We start from the raw sequence: 15548 nt of genomic DNA, 5'->3' as shown, positions 1-15548 counted from the left end.
CCGGACGAGGCAAATGCGATGAAAAGTAAGGTTTTAGTGAGCGCTTGCCTGATGGGGCTGAAGGTGCGTTATAACGGCAGCGAGAAAGCGCATCCCGCTGCGATACTGGCGCGTTTGCAGGCAGAACAGCGTCTGGTCATCCATTGCCCTGAACTGGCCGCAGGCTTGCCGACACCACGCCCATCGGCGGAAATTGTTCGGGCCGATGGCAACGATGTGATGTACGGGCGCGCATCCATTGTGGAAAAGAACGGTCAAGATGTCACCGGGCACTATCAGCTTGCCGCCTGGCTGGCGCTGCGCACGGCACAGGAGACCGGCTGTGACGTTGCGCTACTCACCGACGGTAGTCCGACATGCGGCAGTCAGTTTATCTACGATGGCAGCTTCAGCGGACAACGTCATCCCGGTATGGGAGTGGCCACCGCGCTGCTACGCCAGCACGGAATCACGGTTTTTTCCGACCAACAGCTCGATGAGTTTTGCGCCTGGATTGAGGAGAATGACAAACATGAATATTCAGTGTAAACGCGTCTACGACCCGGCAGAAGACAGCGACGGCTACCGGGTGCTGGTTGACCGACTGTGGCCACGCGGGATCAAAAAAGCGGATCTCGTGCTCAATGAGTGGGTCAAAGCGCTCGCTCCCTCGACAGAGCTGCGCAAAGCTTTTCACGCAGAAACGATCGATTTTCAGCATTTTACTGAGCAGTACCGCGCGGAACTTGTCACGCAGAAGAAGGAAGGCGAGCGGCTGGCGCAGATTGCCCGCCAGCAGACACTGACGCTGCTGTACGCCGCCAAAAACAGCGAACAAAATCACGCCCTTGTGCTGGCAGACTGGCTACGCGAGTTGTGATTCGCGGGTAACCGTCGATTCAGGCTGAATATCCGGCAACAGAGGCATCAAGTGTTCCGCTCTGACCCAGGCAAAACCCTGCTGCCAGTTTGCCGACACCACCTCCCCCGTCACCAGCCAGAGCGCACGTGGCGTCTCTTTCGGCAGCATGGTGGTAAATCCATTTATGGGATTAATAAATACCTCACCCGGCTGGCAGAGATGGAACAATTCCACCGTCTTGCCGATATTGCCGCGTCCGGCCGATGTTTTCGCACCAATAATCAGCGCCAGGGTGCCCGGCTTTAGCTGGAACATACTTCTCTCGTTGCGCGCTTGCGACTGTGTTTAAGATAATTCTGAGAAATAATAGCCTGCCGAAAGCGTACTTGTCACGTCCTGGCGACTCGCAGAATAAGCGAAAAGCGTGAGGACAACACCCCTTTTGTCACCCATTAACCCCTGTTATCCTTGCAGCTCTTTGCATAATTCAGACAGGTGATCGCATGAGACTGGGCATACTGTTTCCCGTCGTCATTTTTATTACGGCCGTGGTTTTTTTGGCCTGGTTTTTTATCGGTGGCTATGCCGCACCGGGGGCGTAAATCATGAAAAAAACGACGCTGATTATGATTGTCGTCGCGATAGTCGTGGTGCTGGGTACCGAACTGGGTTGGTGGTAACGCCAGGCCTGAAATGACAAAGGCCACCCTCAGGTCGCCTTTTGTCAGTCAATTATTGCGCCTTAGCTTTTGATTTTTCTGTAAATAAGCAGGACGACGATAGCACCAATAACCGCCACCACAAAGCTGCCGAAATTAAAACCATCGACTTTCCCAAAACCAAGCAGCGTACTGATCCAGCCGCCCACTACGGCACCGACGATCCCCAGGATGATCGTCATAAAGAATCCACCACCATCCTTACCAGGCATAATCCACTTCGCCAGAATACCTGCAATCAGACCAAAAATAATCCATGAAATAATGCCCATTTTTTCCTCACTTATCGATTTTACAGTAGCGGTTTATTCGCCGTTAAAAAGGATAGCACAATGTCAGGAAATTGAAGTTTGTGATGAACATCACTTAATTTAGCTTTCTGATTTCTCCCACAAAAGTTGGGGTTGCAAGTTTAGATGATAAAGATTATCTTTCTCATCACTGAATAGTTGAGTAAATAACTCGGGTATTCAGTACGACATTGCTCACATTGCTTCCAGTATGTCTTGCCCGCCTCTGTGCGGGCTTTTTTTTGACGTCCGTTCGTCATTTATGTCGAATCCGCTGTCATTTTTCCTGCAGCTTGTGCCTCGTTCCGCGTCAGCCCAGGCTTTGCCACTCTGGCACGTATTGTGCTTATCCCCTGCGTCATGACGACAACCCGAAGCTTCAGCGGCTCCGCTCAGGCTTCGTCACAATTCGCGCTATTTCAGCTTTTAACAGGTCTGTTATTGATGAAAAAAATCACCAGTGTCTGTCCCTACTGTGGGGCCGGGTGCAAGCTCAAGCTTGTTGTTGAAAATAACAAAATCATCCGTGCTGAAGCGGCTGAGGGGGTGACTAACCAGAACCAACTTTGTCTGAAAGGGTACTATGGTTGGGATTTCCTTAACGATACCCGCCTTTTGACCCCCCGCCTCACCCGCCCATTGATCCGCTACCAGAAAGGCGACAAATTTACCCCGGTCACCTGGGATGAAGCCATCCGCTATACCGCCCGACGTTTACTGGAAATCCGCGACAACGCGGGCCCTCGCGCCATTATGACAACCGGTTCTTCTCGCGGTACCGGCAATGAAACCAACTATGTGATGCAGAAATTCGCCCGCGCGGTTCTCAACACCAACAACGTGGACTGCTGCGCCCGCGTGTGTCACGGGCCTTCGGTCGCTGGCCTCCAGGAAACGCTGGGCAATGGTGCAATGAGTAATTCCATCAACGACATCGAAAACTCAAAATGTCTGCTGATCTTCGGTTATAACTGCGCAGACTCTCACCCAATTGTGGCGCGCCGGGTGATCAAAGCGCGGCAGAATGGCGCGAAGATCATCGTCTGCGATCCCCGCCGTATTGAAACCGCACGCATTGCTGACCAGCATCTGCAACTGAATAACGGGTGCAACATGGCGCTGGTGAATGCGTTTGGTTACGTCCTCATTGACGAACTGCTTTACGACAAGGAGTACGTGAATAAGCACACGCAGGGGCTGGATGCTTACTGGCAAACGGTTAAAGACTATGCGCCGGAAGCGGTCGAGCATTTAACCGGCGTTCCGGCGTCGCAAGTTCGTCAGGCGATGCGGACCTTTGCCGCCGCCCCTTCCGCGACAGTGATGTGGGGAATGGGCGTGACGCAGTTCGGTCAGGCCGTGGACGTGGTGCGTGGATTATCGAGCCTTGCCCTGCTGACCGGTAACCTGGGTCGTCCACACGTCGGCGTCGGCCCGGTTCGCGGGCAGAACAACGTCCAGGGTGCCTGCGACATGGGCGTATTACCGAATCTTTTTCCGGGATATCAGGATGTCACCGATGCGGCCGTCAGAGAGAAGTTCGCCACAGCCTGGGGCATTGACGCCAGCCGGATGGATGACAAGGTCGGCACACGCATTACCGAAGTCCCGCATCTGGCGCTGGAAGGGAAAATTAAAGCCTACTACATCATGGGGGAAGATCCGCTGCAAACGGAAGCCGATCTGGGGCTGGTGCGTGACGGTTTCGCGGCGCTGGATTTTGTCGTGGTGCAGGATATCTTTATGACCAAAACCGCCGAGATGGCTGACGTCATTTTACCCGCCACCTCCTGGGGCGAGCACGGCGGCGTATTCACCTGCGCCGATCGCGGCTTCCAGCGTTTCGAAAAGGCCGTCGACCCCACTGGCGACGTGAAGCGAGACTGGGAAATTATCAGCCTGCTCGCCAGTGAAATGGGCTATCCCATGCACTATGAAAACAATCAACAGATCTGGGATGAGATGCGTGAACTGTGTCCGCTGTTCTACGGCGTCACCTGGGAAAAGATGGGCGACCTGGGGCATATCCAGTGGCCCTGCCCCGACCTCGACCATCCCGGCACGCCCTATCTGTATGAAAACAGCCGCTTCGACACGCCAGACGGTAAAGGCAAGCTGTTTGCTGCACCGTGGCGCGCACCCGCGGAAGTGCCTGACGAGGCCTATCCGCTGGTTCTGTGTACGGTGCGCGAAGTCGGTCACTACTCCTGTCGTTCCATGACCGGCAACTGTGCCGCCCTGCAGGCGCTTGCCGATGAGCCAGGCTATGTGCAGATCAGCACGCAGGATGCGCAAAAGGCAGGAATTCGCCATCGCGACCTGGTGTGGGTCAGTTCACGTCGGGGAAAAGTGATCAGTCGGGCGGATGTCTCCGGGCGCATCAATCAGGGAGCGGTATACATGACCTATCAATGGTGGATTGGCGCGTGTAATGAACTCACGCAGGATAATCTCGACCCTATCTCAAAGACGCCGGAAACCAAGTATTGTGCGGTTAATATCGAGAAGATCGACGATCAGACGTGGGCTGAACGCTATGCCGCACAGGCCTATAGTGACATGAAGACGCGCCTTTGCGAGGCGATAGGATAGCGGAACGGACGTAATAACGGGAGCCTGATGGCTCCCGTTCACATACAACCCAGAATCTGGAGTACATGTTTTTGATGATCGCGTCTGCGGCTTCGAACTACTGTATGCGACGCATCAATTTTAGCAAAGCAGGAGACCTTGCTGGCATTGAATGGGGAGAAGGAACGCCGGCAATTTTCCATGAACAGAGGTTATTATCTGAGCGTCTGTACAAAGTACAGGGTTAGATATACAAAAACTACCTGGCCATAAAACGCATCAACAAACCGATCGTTATCACGATGACTGCGGCAAAGGATGGAGCAAAGTAACGTTGTGAAAATTTAAGCATCCCAACGCCACCTTGATTAAGGATAGCGTTGCATCGACCCATTGAACTCACAGCGAAAAACAGACATAGACTTATCCAGACTCCAAAGGGATTCAAATGTAGCCGATGTAGCTTTCTGGGATAATTACACATTAGCGACTGAATCGCCTCGAGTTTTAATCTTCGCACCACCTGAACATTCTGCACGTTTGTTCCAAACGTCACTTCCGTCATGAGAATAATTTTGCTGCCACCTCGATCGCAGTTATATTTCAGGACGTCAATGTATTGGTTCTCGGTTAAAACACGTATCGTATTGCAGTATTCCCAAAGGAGATGTGTTCTAAAATGCTTTCCATTCCCCACCTGAGATAATTATCTGACAACCAGAGGTCGTCATGCGCTGACTGCACCTAGTTTTCGCTACGCATGATTTATTTTCCAGTTCAGGAAAACCAGGAACATAAGGTCGGCAATAATCGACTGACCCAACGCTGAGCATTTAAATAGAGCAGAAAATTGACTTCCTCCGTTAAATACATCAAATATCGTCTATAGTATGTCCGACAACAATTTCCAGGGTTTTTCTTATCACATCTGCATGTACGATGTCATCCGTGACTTCCAGCGTTTGTATCAGAGATAAAATGATATTTTTGTTATTAATATGCTCACCCTTTATAAGAATATGGCGTATAGCTGCGCCCAAAACCATTGCTTCTTCAGCAAGGGCGTCGCCGGCATGACGAAAATAATCTGAAAGGACGTGATCAGGCAAAGCACTATAAATATCAGGTTGTTGTGTGATTGCTGTGTTCATCATTTTCACCATCATTAAAAGTTAAGCGTTTAGTGAATTTTTCCTTTTCCTGACTTCAGGGTTGTCCCTGAAAGTGAGCGGACGGTGTCCATTTGACCGCTATGTCTGGATGTCGGTGTTGACGTTGCTTTATCAGCTATCACCGCTTCAATGTAAGAAATAATTAGCGGAAATACCTCTCGACGACGGGCGTCCATTTCAGTTTCCTGCATAACGCGGAGTTGAGTGACCAGGGCCATTGAATTCACCGCCGCTTTACGTTTCAGCAGCGTCAACACTGCCTGGCCGATAAGTTCGTCTGTGAGTTGTTCAATGTCACTTCTGTTCATCATCATTCTCTCTTCTGCCGTGTTGCCAAGGACAGGAACACAGCATCATGTTGATTCACGATTTTAATACGAGGGCTCAGCGCTCAAAAAGCAAACCAATCAGCGCGTTATAATGACCCTCCTCTTCTACACAGGTCGCTTTTTCCAGACGACCAAGTAATTTTGTACACAGTGTCTTGCGATTCAGATTGCGCCCGTCCATTAGAATTTCCACCACAATCTGCCCCAATGTTTCCTGCTGAGTCGGCAAATTGGCCTTACTGAAATACTGCGCAATGGCGTTAGCTGTATCTGAAATGTAACCATTTTGCTGCATGAGTCTCTCCTGTGCGAATCAGTAAAAGGTTAATGCTGCGTTATTCAAAGTTAGAAAAATTGTACACAAAACCTGTACAAATGCATGATTTCATTTTTGACAAAAAGTGCTAATGATTTATTTTCAATAAGTTATAACTTATACATAGGTATTTTTCTGATAGTTATCTGTACACTACTTTGAGGCTCATTTTTTGGTGATGCCATCGCTATCCTCCACTTCCAACCCCACCTGCCACTTTTAAGTAAAACTTTCGTTAATTTAATGTGTTATATCTCCTCCGTTCTGTTAGGGTTAAACATCATTCCTCAATGCCGGAAAATCATGCTCACTACCATTATCTACCGCAGTCATCTCTGTGATGACGTCCCGGTGAAGGCGCTCGAAAGTATGGTCGCCGCCGCTAACCTTACAAATGGGCGTGCTGACGTGACAGGCATTTTGCTGTTTAACGGCACACATTTTTTTCAGCTGCTTGAAGGCCCTGATGAAAACGTAAGGGCTATTTATCAGGCGATTTGTGAAGACAAGCGCCACTATAATGTTGTCGAACTGCTGTGCGATCACGGTCCCTCCCGCCGCTTTGGGAAAGTGGGAATGGAGCTTTTTGATTTACGGGAACATGATCGGGAGGAGGTATTACAGACCATTCTCGACAAGGGCACATCCCGATACCAACTTACCTACAACGACCGTGCGCTGCAGTTCTTCCGCACCTTCGTGGAAGCCACTGAAAAAGAGAATTATTTTGAGATCCCTCCCTCTGACACGTGGGATTTTATTGCGACCGAATCCGCTCGCACGATTCCCCTGACGTCAGTCAGTGAGGAGGCCAATTGCAGCTTTGCTTTTCAGCCCATCATCGATCCTTTTGCTCAGGAAATTGTCTCTCTGGAAGCGCTGCTGCGTACCCGTTCGGGTGATTCGCCACAGCGCTATTTTGACAATATTAAGGGCGACGATATTTATCTGGCCGACCTGGAAAGTAAGAAAGTCGCTTTTACACTGGCGACCTCACTGGGTCTGCGCGATCAGGTTTTGTCCGTGAATCTGTTGCCCATGACGTTGGTGAAGGTGCCGGATGCAGCCAGCTATTTGCTCAATGCCATTGCTGACAGTGGTCTTGTTCCGGAACAGATCATCGTTGAGTTCACTGAACGCGAGGTTATCTCCGAGTTTGAAGCCTTTACGGAGACGGTGAGAACCCTGAAATCATCTGGGATCAGTATCGCCCTCGATCACTTTGGTGCCGGTTTTGGCGGTCTGCGGCTGCTGGCGCAGTTCCAACCCGATCGCATCAAAATTAATCGCGACCTCATTTGCGATGTTCATAAAAGCGGCCCACGACAGGCCATCATCCAGGCCATGATTAAGTGCTATGCGTCTCTGGAAATTGCGATATCAGCCGTCGGGGTTGAAAAGCCCGAAGAATGGATGTGGCTGGAATCGGCGGGTATTTCTCAGTTCCAGGGGCATCTTTTTGCCGCGCCTTGCTTCTGTGGAATTCCACCGGTTGCATGGCCTGAGAAAAAAACACCGCTGTAATCCTCTTATTTCACCTGCTGTATTCATGGCGGCAGGTGAACCTCGCTACACCATCAGGGGATGCTGTACACGTTTCCTGTCTCATCAGTGTTGTTTACCTGACGTTCATTATTTTTAGCTAGGCTTACTACGAGGCTGTTGTACAATAAACAATAAATTGTACAAACACGGCTGATTCGTTAGTTTGTAAGGAACGATTCGGTCCACGTATGAGGGACACTATGGGATTTTACAGCATAGGCGATGTCGCTGAACGATGCGGTATCAACCCCGTTACCCTGCGCGCCTGGCAACGGCGCTATGGATTGTTAAAGCCCCGGCGCAGCGAAGGCGGCCATCGTCAGTTTGATGAAGACGATATCCAGCGCATTGAAGAGATCAAGCGATGGATTAAAAGCGGTGTGCCGGTAAGCAAGGTCAAAGTGTTGCTGGAACAAAGCACTGTGGCAACCCATAATGACTGGACCACTTTGCAGGAAGAAATGATGGGCGTGCTGCGTTTTGCTCATCCGGACAGGTTACGGGCCAAAATCGGTGCTCTTGCCCGTGAGCATACTTCAGACGATCTTATCGATCACATTTTCGTTCCCGTACGCCAACGCCTTAGCCTCGACCATAATACAGCCCGCATCATGTGCAGCTTGCTTGATGGCGTGCTGATTGAATTTGTGACCGCCTGTATGTCCGAAGCCCGCAAAAAAGCAGGCAAAGATGCGTTGTTGATTGGCTGGGATACCGAAGACCGCGCACGTCTGTGGCTGGAAGCCTGGCGTTTGTCTCAGCAAGGCTGGCACATCGCCGTACTGGCTGAACCGCTGGATTCTCCACGTCCGGAACTCTTTCCTGGACAACAGTTGTTTGTCTGGACCGGCATCGAACCGACCCGCCGCCAGCAGGAATTGCTTCAGCATTGGCACGAGCAGGGTTATTCGCTGGTCTTTCACCATCCCTGATGCCATCACCGTTCGTCCATGATCTCACCCTGAGTGACGCTGTTCATACTCCAATCTCCTTAATGTGGGAGAGATGAGCAGGATTGTTCCTTATGAGCGAAAAACGGCCTAAAGTTGTTGTTTCAAACATGCGAAGATGACCGATCTCCTGCCTGGTTTCAAAAGGACGACAGACTGCCAGTCCTGCGGGGAAATGACTTCAGCTCAAGCGCCCTTGTACATGGGCAATAACGCGTTGATGAGCGTTTGCCGCCGTAGCTTCAGTGATTTGTTTCGCCATTTCAGGAACAGCCCCACCACATACGGAGTACCAGACCTCACAACCGGCATTTAATCCCAGCCCCGCATACGTATCGCCACTGATAGCGATGGTTACGCCAGCGCGCAGATGTTGACGTAACGCATTCACCCGCTCAGTCGCTGCAGCAGGGCTAACCGGGACGCCAGGGATCTTGACCGCGCGAACACCTCAAATGATGAGAGACGACCATGTAGTTCGCCCGAAAAGGTAAAATGCGTAATCCCATCTCTTTTTACCGTAAGGTTGGGTTTACCGAAGTGGGTGAACATATCTTCCAGGTTGGGCTGATCCGCAAAGAGATATCATTATGAAACGCTCAACTTGTGTTAGCTGAACAAACATTAAGACGCCCGCACCTGTCACAGAACGGACCTAACTATTAACGAGCATCCACCACCAAAACTGAGAAATGCCTAATGGGAACCGGGCAGTGGAGCTGTCATCTGATCGACCAGCCTCCCCCAGACTACCAGGGGGTTTTGATAACTAGTTTTGATAAAATTTTGATAACCGTTAGCAGACTAACAAAAAACAACGGGAGCGTTACGCTCCCGTTAATAGATTTAACAATTATCGCTATTACATATTCGCGATGATCGCGTCACCAAACTCTGAACATTTCAGCAGCTTAGCGCCTTCCATCAGACGTTCGAAGTCATAGGTCACGGTCTTCGCGGCGATCGCGCCTTCCATACCTTTAACAATCAGGTCTGCGGCTTCGAACCACTGCATGTGGCGCAGCATCATCTCAGCGGACAGGATGATAGAGCCCGGGTTCACTTTGTCCTGGCCGGCATATTTCGGCGCCGTACCGTGCGTTGCTTCAAACAGCGCACACTCGTCACCGATGTTAGCGCCAGGGGCGATACCAATACCGCCTACCTGTGCTGCCAGGGCGTCAGAAATGTAGTCACCGTTCAGGTTCATACAGGCAATCACATCGTATTCCGCCGGGCGCAGCAGGATCTGTTGCAGGAACGCATCAGCGATCACATCTTTGACCACGATCTCTTTGCCGGTATTTGGATTCTTGATTTTCATCCACGGGCCGCCATCGATCAGTTCAGCGCCGAATTCGTCACGCGCTAACTGGTAACCCCAGTCTTTGAACGCGCCTTCGGTGAACTTCATGATGTTGCCTTTATGCACCAGGGTCAGAGAGTCACGGTCGTTAGTGATTGCATATTCGATCGCCGCGCGAACCAGACGTTTGGTCCCTTCTTCGGAGCATGGTTTGATACCGATACCGCAGTGTTCAGGGAAGCGAATTTTCTTCACGCCCATCTCTTCACGCAGGAATTTGATCACTTTTTCCGCATCTGCAGAATCCGCTTTCCACTCAATACCGGCGTAAATGTCTTCTGAGTTTTCACGGAAGATAACCATGTCGGTCAGTTCCGGATGTTTAACCGGGCTTGGAGTGCCCTGATAGTAACGAACAGGACGCAGGCAGACGTACAGGTCAAGTTCCTGACGCAGCGCAACGTTCAGAGAGCGAATACCGCCACCGACTGGGGTAGTCAGCGGGCCTTTAATCGCCACGCGGTAGTCACGAATCAGATCCAGGGTTTCAGCTGGCAGCCAGACGTCCTGGCCGTATACCTGGGTAGATTTCTCACCGGTGTAAATTTCCATCCAGGAGATTTTACGCTCGCCTTTATAGGCTTTCTCGACAGCGGCATCGACCACTTTCAGCATGGCAGGGGTTACGTCAACACCGATACCGTCGCCTTCGATAAACGGGATAATCGGATTCTCAGGAACGTTGAGTTTGCCGTTTTGCAGGGTGATCTTCTTACCTTCCGCCGGAACAACTACTTTGCTTTCCATTCACCTCTCCTTCGAGCGCTTCTGGTTTGCTCGTCTGTCATCGCGCTGCATGTGCCTTTGCGTCCTGCTGCACGACTGCGTTAGAGCAATTTTTTGTTAATGTTTTGTAATGAGCATGTCAATACTACCCTAATGTTCGCTGCCATGAAAGACACTCGTTATTAGGCTATAATGCGGCAATTGATAAGATCTGAAAATACCATGCAAAAAACTTCTTTTAGAAATCACCGGGTTGAGCGATTCAGCCAACGACAAGTCACTAAGCCCCGGAAAGAAAACCAGCCAAAACGCGTGGTTTTGTTCAATAAACCTTACGATGTTTTGCCACAATTTACCGACGAGGCCGGACGCCGCACGTTAAAAGATTTTATTCCTGTGCAGGGCGTATATGCCGCAGGTCGTCTCGACAGAGACAGCGAAGGGTTGCTGGTGCTCACCAATGACGGCGCATTGCAGGCGCGTCTGACACAACCCGGCAAGCGCACCGGGAAAATTTACTATGTACAGGTGGAAGGCGAACCGACAGTGGAAGCGCTGGAAGCGTTGCGCAATGGCGTGACGCTGAACGATGGTCCTACCCTGCCCGCAGGAGTTGAGATCGTCGAGGAACCTGAGTGGCTGTGGCCGCGCAATCCGCCGATTCGCGAACGTAAAAGCATCCCCACCGCCTGGCTGAAAATGACCTTATATGAAGGGCGTAACCGCCAGGTGCGGAGAATGACCGCGCACGTTGGCTTCCCCACACTGCGCCTGATCCGCTATGCGATGGGTGATTACACCCTGGGAAACCTGAGCAACGGTGAATGGCGGGATGTCACTGATCAAAAGAAAGGATAAATCATGTTCAAACCGCACGTCACGGTCGCCTGCATCGTCCATGCAGAGGATAAGTTTTTAATTGTTGAAGAGACCATCAACGGTAAAGCGCTGTGGAACCAGCCCGCCGGACATCTGGAAGCCGACGAAACGTTAGTCCAGGCCGCCACGCGTGAACTGTGGGAAGAGACCGGCATCCAGGCGCAGCCTCAGCACTTCATTCGCATGCATCAGTGGATTGCGCCGGACAATACGCCGTTTTTGCGTTTCCTGTTTTCGATTGAACTTGCCAATATGTGCGACACCGAACCCCATGACAGCGATATCGACTGCTGCCGGTGGGTGAGCGCCGACACCATCCTTACCGCCCCAAACCTGCGTTCTCCGCTGGTTGCCGAAAGTGTTCGTTGCTATCAAAACGGCGTGCGTTACCCACTGGAGACGATCGGCGCATTTAACTGGCCGTTTACAGAGGGTGTCAACTAAAAGGGGTGCGTGATAGAATACGCCGCCTTGAAGTTCAATGTCGTGAGTATTCCAATGTCAGAAAGCCCAAAAAAAGTGATCGTCGGCATGTCCGGCGGTGTCGATTCCTCCGTTTCCGCCTGGCTGTTGCAACAACAGGGTTATCAGGTAGAAGGCCTGTTCATGAAGAACTGGGAAGAGGACGACGGTGAGGAATATTGCACAGCGGCCGCCGATCTGGCTGACGCTCAGGCCGTTTGCGACAAGCTCGGCATTGAACTGCATACCGTAAACTTTGCCGCAGAATACTGGGATAACGTCTTTGAGCTCTTTCTTGAAGAGTACAAAGCTGGCCGTACGCCGAATCCGGATATTCTGTGCAATAAAGAGATCAAATTTAAAGCCTTCCTGGAGTTCGCTGCAGAAGATCTGGGCGCTGATTATATCGCTACCGGGCATTATGTCCGCCGGGCAGATGTCGACGGCAAAAGTCGCCTGCTTCGCGGCTTAGATAGCAATAAAGATCAGAGCTACTTCCTCTACACGCTGGGCCATGAGCAGATCGCACAAAGTCTGTTCCCGGTCGGCGAACTGGAAAAACCGCAGGTGCGCAAAATTGCCGAAGACCTGGGACTGGTTACCGCGAAGAAAAAAGATTCTACCGGCATTTGCTTTATCGGCGAACGTAAGTTCCGCGAATTTCTGGGCCGTTATCTGCCAGCGCAGCCGGGTAAAATCATTACCGTGGACGGCGAAGAGATTGGTCAGCATCAGGGGCTGATGTACCACACGCTAGGTCAGCGTAAAGGTCTTGGCATCGGTGGCACCAAAGAGGGCACGGAAGATCCGTGGTATGTAGTGGATAAAGACGTTGAGAACAACATTCTGGTGGTCGCTCAGGGTCATGAGCATCCGCGTCTGATGTCCGTCGGCTTGATTGCGCAGCAACTACACTGGGTTGATCGCCTGCCGTTCACCGGCACAATGCGTTGCACAGTGAAAACCCGCTACCGCCAGACTGATATTCCGTGCACCGTCAAAGCGCTGGACGCCGAACGCGTAGAAGTGATGTTTGACGAGCCGATTGCCGCCGTCACGCCGGGCCAGTCAGCGGTCTTCTATAACGGCGAAGTGTGCCTCGGCGGCGGTATTATCGAGCAGCGACTGCCCCTGCCGGTATAATTATTCTTAACAGACTGATACAAGGAAGCAGTGACCGTGGCAAAGAATTATTATGACATCACCCTCGCACTGGCTGGGATCTGCCAGTCTGCACGCCTGGTGCAACAACTGGCGCACCAGGGACATTGTGATGCCGATGCGCTCCACGTCTCACTGAACAGCGTTATCGATATGAACCCCAGCTCAACGCTGGGCGTGTTCGGCGGCAGCGAGGCGAATCTGCGTCTCGGGCTGGAAACCCTGCTCGGCGTGTTGAATGCCAGCAGCCGTCAGGGGCTGAACGCGGAACTGACCCGCTACACGCTGAGTCTGATGGTACTCGAGCGTAAACTCACTGTCGCCAAAGGTGCTCTGGATACACTGGGCGAGCGGATCAACGGCCTGCAACGCCAGCTCGATCACTTTGATCTGCAATCCGAAACGCTGATGAGCGCGATGGCCGGAATTTATGTCGATGTCATCAGCCCGCTCGGTCCGCGCATTCAGGTGACCGGTTCCCCTGCTGTATTGCAGAGCCCGCAGGTACAGGCCAAGGTTCGCGCCTCGCTTCTGGCCGGCATTCGCGCTGCCGTGCTCTGGCACCAGGTTGGCGGTGGACGTCTGCAGCTCATGTTTTCTCGTAATCGCCTGACCACTCAGGCAAAACAAATTCTTGCTCATTTAACCCCGGAGTTGTGATCTATGGAATTATCCTCACTGACCGCCGTTTCCCCTGTCGATGGACGCTACGGCGATAAAGTCAGCGCGCTGCGCGGGATTTTCAGCGAATACGGTTTGCTGAAATACCGCGTACAGGTAGAAGTACGCTGGCTGCAAAAACTGGCCGCGCACGCAGCGATCAAGGAAGTTCCTGCTTTTGCTGCCGACGCAATCGGTTTCCTCGACGCTATCGTCGCGAACTTCAATGAAGAAGATGCCGCGCGTATTAAAACTATCGAGCGCACCACCAACCACGACGTCAAGGCGGTTGAGTATTTCCTGAAAGAAAAAGTGGCGAATGTGCCGGAACTGCATGCAGTATCCGAATTCATTCACTTTGCATGCACCTCGGAAGACATCAATAACCTGTCTCATGCGCTGATGCTGAAAACCGCCCGCGATGAAGTGGTGCTGCCTTACTGGCGTCAACTGATCGACGCGGTCAAAGATCTGTCCGTACAGTATCGCGACATTCCCCTGCTCTCCCGTACCCACGGCCAACCGGCTACGCCGTCAACGCTGGGTAAAGAGATGGCCAACGTCGCTTATCGTATGGAGCGTCAGTTCCGCCAGCTTAATCAGGTGGAAATTCTCGGTAAAATCAACGGTGCCGTCGGCAACTATAACGCCCACATCGCCGCTTACCCGGAAGTAGACTGGCATCAGTTCAGCGAAGAGTTCGTCACCTCGCTGGGTATCCAGTGGAACCCGTACACCACACAGATCGAGCCGCACGACTACATTGCCGAACTGTTTGACTGCATCGCCCGCTTTAACACCATTTTGATCGATTTCGATCGTGACGTCTGGGGCTACATCGCGCTGAACCACTTCAAACAGAAAACCATTGCCGGTGAGATTGGTTCTTCCACCATGCCGCACAAAGTGAACCCAATCGACTTCGAAAACTCCGAGGGCAACCTGGGTCTGTCTAATGCGGTATTGCAACATCTGGCGAGCAAACTGCCGGTTTCCCGCTGGCAGCGCGATCTGACGGACTCCACCGTTCTACGTAACCTGGGTGTGGGTATCAGCTATGCGCTGATCGCCTACCAGTCCACGTTGAAAGGGGTGAGCAAGCTGGAAGTGAACCGCGACCATCTGCTGGACGAACTGGATCATAACTGGGAAGTACTGGCAGAGCCGATCCAGACCGTGATGCGTCGTTACGGTATTGAAAAGCCGTACGAAAAGCTGAAAGAGTTAACCCGTGGTAAACGTGTCGACGCGGAAGGCATGAAGCAATTCATCGACAGCCTGCCGCTGCCGGATGACGAGAAAACCCGCCTGAAAGCCATGACTCCGGCCAATTATATTGGTCGAGCCATCGCCATGGTGGATGAGCTGAAATAATCACTTGCCCGGTGACACGACGTCACCGGGCCGACTTTCGCACATGGATCGCGCCGCCCCCGGCACGTCCCTTCCCCGGTTTACGAAATATTGATCCCCACAACACCATCATCAGCACAAACTACGCAGACAAAAAACAGTATCAAAACAAAACATTATATTAATACCGAGACATTAGAGAAGGATT

The 15548-nt window shown here is 51.8% G+C and carries 19 protein-coding genes and 1 pseudogene; 13 read left to right on the top strand and 7 right to left on the bottom strand.

Features of this window, described 5'->3' with window-relative positions; all coding sequences use genetic code 11:
• Positions 1-18 precede the first annotated feature (18 nt).
• On the top strand, positions 19-528 hold the full coding sequence (locus C2U53_RS20805) for a DUF523 domain-containing protein (RefSeq protein ID WP_044265507.1): 510 nt from the start codon (positions 19-21) through the stop codon (positions 526-528).
• Positions 512-859: a DUF488 domain-containing protein gene (locus tag C2U53_RS20800; protein WP_043000934.1), complete on the top strand. Its 348-nt coding sequence runs from the start codon at positions 512-514 to the stop codon at positions 857-859. Before C2U53_RS20805 ends, C2U53_RS20800 begins: the two co-directional genes overlap by 17 nt.
• Here the strand turns inward: C2U53_RS20800 and C2U53_RS20795 are convergent.
• A complete protein-coding gene (locus C2U53_RS20795) occupies positions 845-1156 on the bottom strand; it encodes a hypothetical protein (protein ID WP_104446394.1) in 312 nt (103 codons plus the stop codon). The two genes, C2U53_RS20800 and C2U53_RS20795, sit on opposite strands and share 15 nt — an antisense overlap.
• 188 nt (positions 1157-1344) lie before the next feature.
• Between C2U53_RS20795 and C2U53_RS20790 the strand changes: the two genes are divergently transcribed.
• Both C2U53_RS20790 and yoaJ read left to right on the top strand, forming a co-directional pair.
• The gene (locus C2U53_RS20790) at positions 1345-1443 is read left to right on the top strand and encodes a YoaK family small membrane protein (RefSeq protein ID WP_042287604.1); all 99 of its coding nucleotides are present in this window, start codon (positions 1345-1347) and stop codon (positions 1441-1443) included.
• 3 nt (positions 1444-1446) lie between these two features.
• Positions 1447-1521, top strand: a complete 75-nt coding sequence (yoaJ, locus tag C2U53_RS20785; RefSeq protein WP_086513017.1) for a protein YoaJ — start codon at positions 1447-1449, stop codon at positions 1519-1521.
• A gap of 62 nt (positions 1522-1583) precedes the next feature.
• Here the strand turns inward: yoaJ and C2U53_RS20780 are convergent, their stop codons facing one another.
• Complete coding sequence (locus C2U53_RS20780; RefSeq protein WP_043000937.1) at positions 1584-1832, bottom strand: GlsB/YeaQ/YmgE family stress response membrane protein; 249 nt, start codon at positions 1830-1832, stop codon at positions 1584-1586.
• Between the two features lie 462 nt (positions 1833-2294).
• Here C2U53_RS20780 and fdhF point away from each other — a divergent pair, with 462 nt between their 5' ends.
• Both fdhF and C2U53_RS20770 read left to right on the top strand, forming a co-directional pair.
• Positions 2295-4442, top strand: coding sequence for a formate dehydrogenase subunit alpha (fdhF, locus tag C2U53_RS20775; RefSeq protein WP_104446393.1), 2148 nt, complete (start codon positions 2295-2297; stop codon positions 4440-4442).
• A 113-nt stretch (positions 4443-4555) separates the two neighbouring features.
• Positions 4556-4761, top strand: a pseudogene (locus tag C2U53_RS20770) (integrase); the annotation flags it as partial.
• 532 nt (positions 4762-5293) lie between these two features.
• Here the strand turns inward: C2U53_RS20770 and C2U53_RS20765 are convergent.
• From C2U53_RS20765 to ycgZ, 3 genes are all read right to left on the bottom strand, one after another.
• Positions 5294-5560, bottom strand: coding sequence for a biofilm development regulator YmgB/AriR family protein (locus tag C2U53_RS20765; protein WP_043001947.1), 267 nt, complete (start codon positions 5558-5560; stop codon positions 5294-5296).
• A 41-nt stretch (positions 5561-5601) separates the two neighbouring features.
• Positions 5602-5907, bottom strand: a complete 306-nt coding sequence (locus C2U53_RS20760; protein ID WP_104446392.1) for a hypothetical protein — start codon at positions 5905-5907, stop codon at positions 5602-5604.
• Between the two features lie 70 nt (positions 5908-5977).
• Entirely contained in the window at positions 5978-6217 is a 240-nt protein-coding gene (gene ycgZ, locus C2U53_RS20755) for a regulatory protein YcgZ (protein ID WP_043000940.1), read from the bottom strand.
• A gap of 324 nt (positions 6218-6541) precedes the next feature.
• On the opposite strand from ycgZ, the gene C2U53_RS20750 reads away from it, so the two are divergent.
• Positions 6542-7762, top strand: a complete 1221-nt coding sequence (locus C2U53_RS20750; protein ID WP_104446391.1) for a diguanylate phosphodiesterase — start codon at positions 6542-6544, stop codon at positions 7760-7762.
• Between the two features lie 221 nt (positions 7763-7983).
• Positions 7984-8715: a MerR family transcriptional regulator gene (locus C2U53_RS20745; protein WP_043000942.1), complete on the top strand. Its 732-nt coding sequence runs from the start codon at positions 7984-7986 to the stop codon at positions 8713-8715.
• 199 nt (positions 8716-8914) lie between these two features.
• Here the strand turns inward: C2U53_RS20745 and C2U53_RS30400 are convergent, their stop codons facing one another.
• On the bottom strand, positions 8915-9124 hold the full coding sequence (locus tag C2U53_RS30400) for a hypothetical protein (RefSeq protein ID WP_228530480.1): 210 nt from the start codon (positions 9122-9124) through the stop codon (positions 8915-8917).
• 471 nt (positions 9125-9595) lie between these two features.
• A complete protein-coding gene (gene icd, locus C2U53_RS20730) occupies positions 9596-10846 on the bottom strand; it encodes an NADP-dependent isocitrate dehydrogenase (protein WP_043000943.1) in 1251 nt (416 codons plus the stop codon).
• 171 nt (positions 10847-11017) lie between these two features.
• On the opposite strand from icd, the gene rluE reads away from it, so the two are divergent.
• From rluE to purB, 5 genes are read left to right on the top strand one after another with little or no spacing between them, the layout of a single operon-like run.
• The gene (gene rluE, locus C2U53_RS20725) at positions 11018-11683 is read left to right on the top strand and encodes a 23S rRNA pseudouridine(2457) synthase RluE (RefSeq protein WP_104446390.1); all 666 of its coding nucleotides are present in this window, start codon (positions 11018-11020) and stop codon (positions 11681-11683) included.
• A 3-nt stretch (positions 11684-11686) separates the two neighbouring features.
• Complete coding sequence (locus tag C2U53_RS20720) at positions 11687-12148, top strand: NUDIX hydrolase (protein WP_044265517.1); 462 nt, start codon at positions 11687-11689, stop codon at positions 12146-12148.
• Between the two features lie 54 nt (positions 12149-12202).
• Positions 12203-13309 carry a tRNA 2-thiouridine(34) synthase MnmA gene (gene mnmA, locus C2U53_RS20715; RefSeq protein WP_090049949.1) on the top strand — a complete coding sequence of 369 codons (1107 nt, stop codon included), beginning with the start codon at positions 12203-12205 and terminating at the stop codon, positions 13307-13309.
• A gap of 36 nt (positions 13310-13345) precedes the next feature.
• Positions 13346-13987, top strand: a complete 642-nt coding sequence (gene hflD, locus C2U53_RS20710; RefSeq protein WP_104446906.1) for a high frequency lysogenization protein HflD — start codon at positions 13346-13348, stop codon at positions 13985-13987.
• Between the two features lie 3 nt (positions 13988-13990).
• A complete protein-coding gene (purB, locus tag C2U53_RS20705; protein WP_104446389.1) occupies positions 13991-15361 on the top strand; it encodes an adenylosuccinate lyase in 1371 nt (456 codons plus the stop codon).
• Positions 15362-15548 lie beyond the last annotated feature (187 nt).

It is taken from the genome of Citrobacter sp. CFNIH10 (assembly GCF_002934585.1).
Taxonomy (GTDB): Bacteria; Pseudomonadota; Gammaproteobacteria; order Enterobacterales; family Enterobacteriaceae; genus Citrobacter_A; species Citrobacter_A amalonaticus.
Note: the sequence above shows the minus strand (reverse complement) of the source record. Positions and strands in the feature narration are given on the sequence as shown.

Coding starts and splice junctions, on each gene's coding strand:
- mnmA (WP_090049949.1), top strand. CDS start 12,203: ATGTCAGAAAGCCCAAAAAAAGTGATCGTCGGCATGTCCGGCGGTGTC.
- C2U53_RS20760 (WP_104446392.1), bottom strand. CDS start 5,907: ATGATGATGAACAGAAGTGACATTGAACAACTCACAGACGAACTTATC.
- ycgZ (WP_043000940.1), bottom strand. CDS start 6,217: ATGCAGCAAAATGGTTACATTTCAGATACAGCTAACGCCATTGCGCAG.
- C2U53_RS20780 (WP_043000937.1), bottom strand. CDS start 1,832: ATGGGCATTATTTCATGGATTATTTTTGGTCTGATTGCAGGTATTCTG.
- C2U53_RS20800 (WP_043000934.1), top strand. CDS start 512: ATGAATATTCAGTGTAAACGCGTCTACGACCCGGCAGAAGACAGCGAC.
- C2U53_RS20720 (WP_044265517.1), top strand. CDS start 11,687: ATGTTCAAACCGCACGTCACGGTCGCCTGCATCGTCCATGCAGAGGAT.
- rluE (WP_104446390.1), top strand. CDS start 11,018: ATGCGGCAATTGATAAGATCTGAAAATACCATGCAAAAAACTTCTTTT.
- C2U53_RS20805 (WP_044265507.1), top strand. CDS start 19: ATGAAAAGTAAGGTTTTAGTGAGCGCTTGCCTGATGGGGCTGAAGGTG.
- fdhF (WP_104446393.1), top strand. CDS start 2,295: ATGAAAAAAATCACCAGTGTCTGTCCCTACTGTGGGGCCGGGTGCAAG.
- C2U53_RS20795 (WP_104446394.1), bottom strand. CDS start 1,156: ATGTTCCAGCTAAAGCCGGGCACCCTGGCGCTGATTATTGGTGCGAAA.
- C2U53_RS20750 (WP_104446391.1), top strand. CDS start 6,542: ATGCTCACTACCATTATCTACCGCAGTCATCTCTGTGATGACGTCCCG.
- C2U53_RS20745 (WP_043000942.1), top strand. CDS start 7,984: ATGGGATTTTACAGCATAGGCGATGTCGCTGAACGATGCGGTATCAAC.
- C2U53_RS20790 (WP_042287604.1), top strand. CDS start 1,345: ATGAGACTGGGCATACTGTTTCCCGTCGTCATTTTTATTACGGCCGTG.
- purB (WP_104446389.1), top strand. CDS start 13,991: ATGGAATTATCCTCACTGACCGCCGTTTCCCCTGTCGATGGACGCTAC.
- icd (WP_043000943.1), bottom strand. CDS start 10,846: ATGGAAAGCAAAGTAGTTGTTCCGGCGGAAGGTAAGAAGATCACCCTG.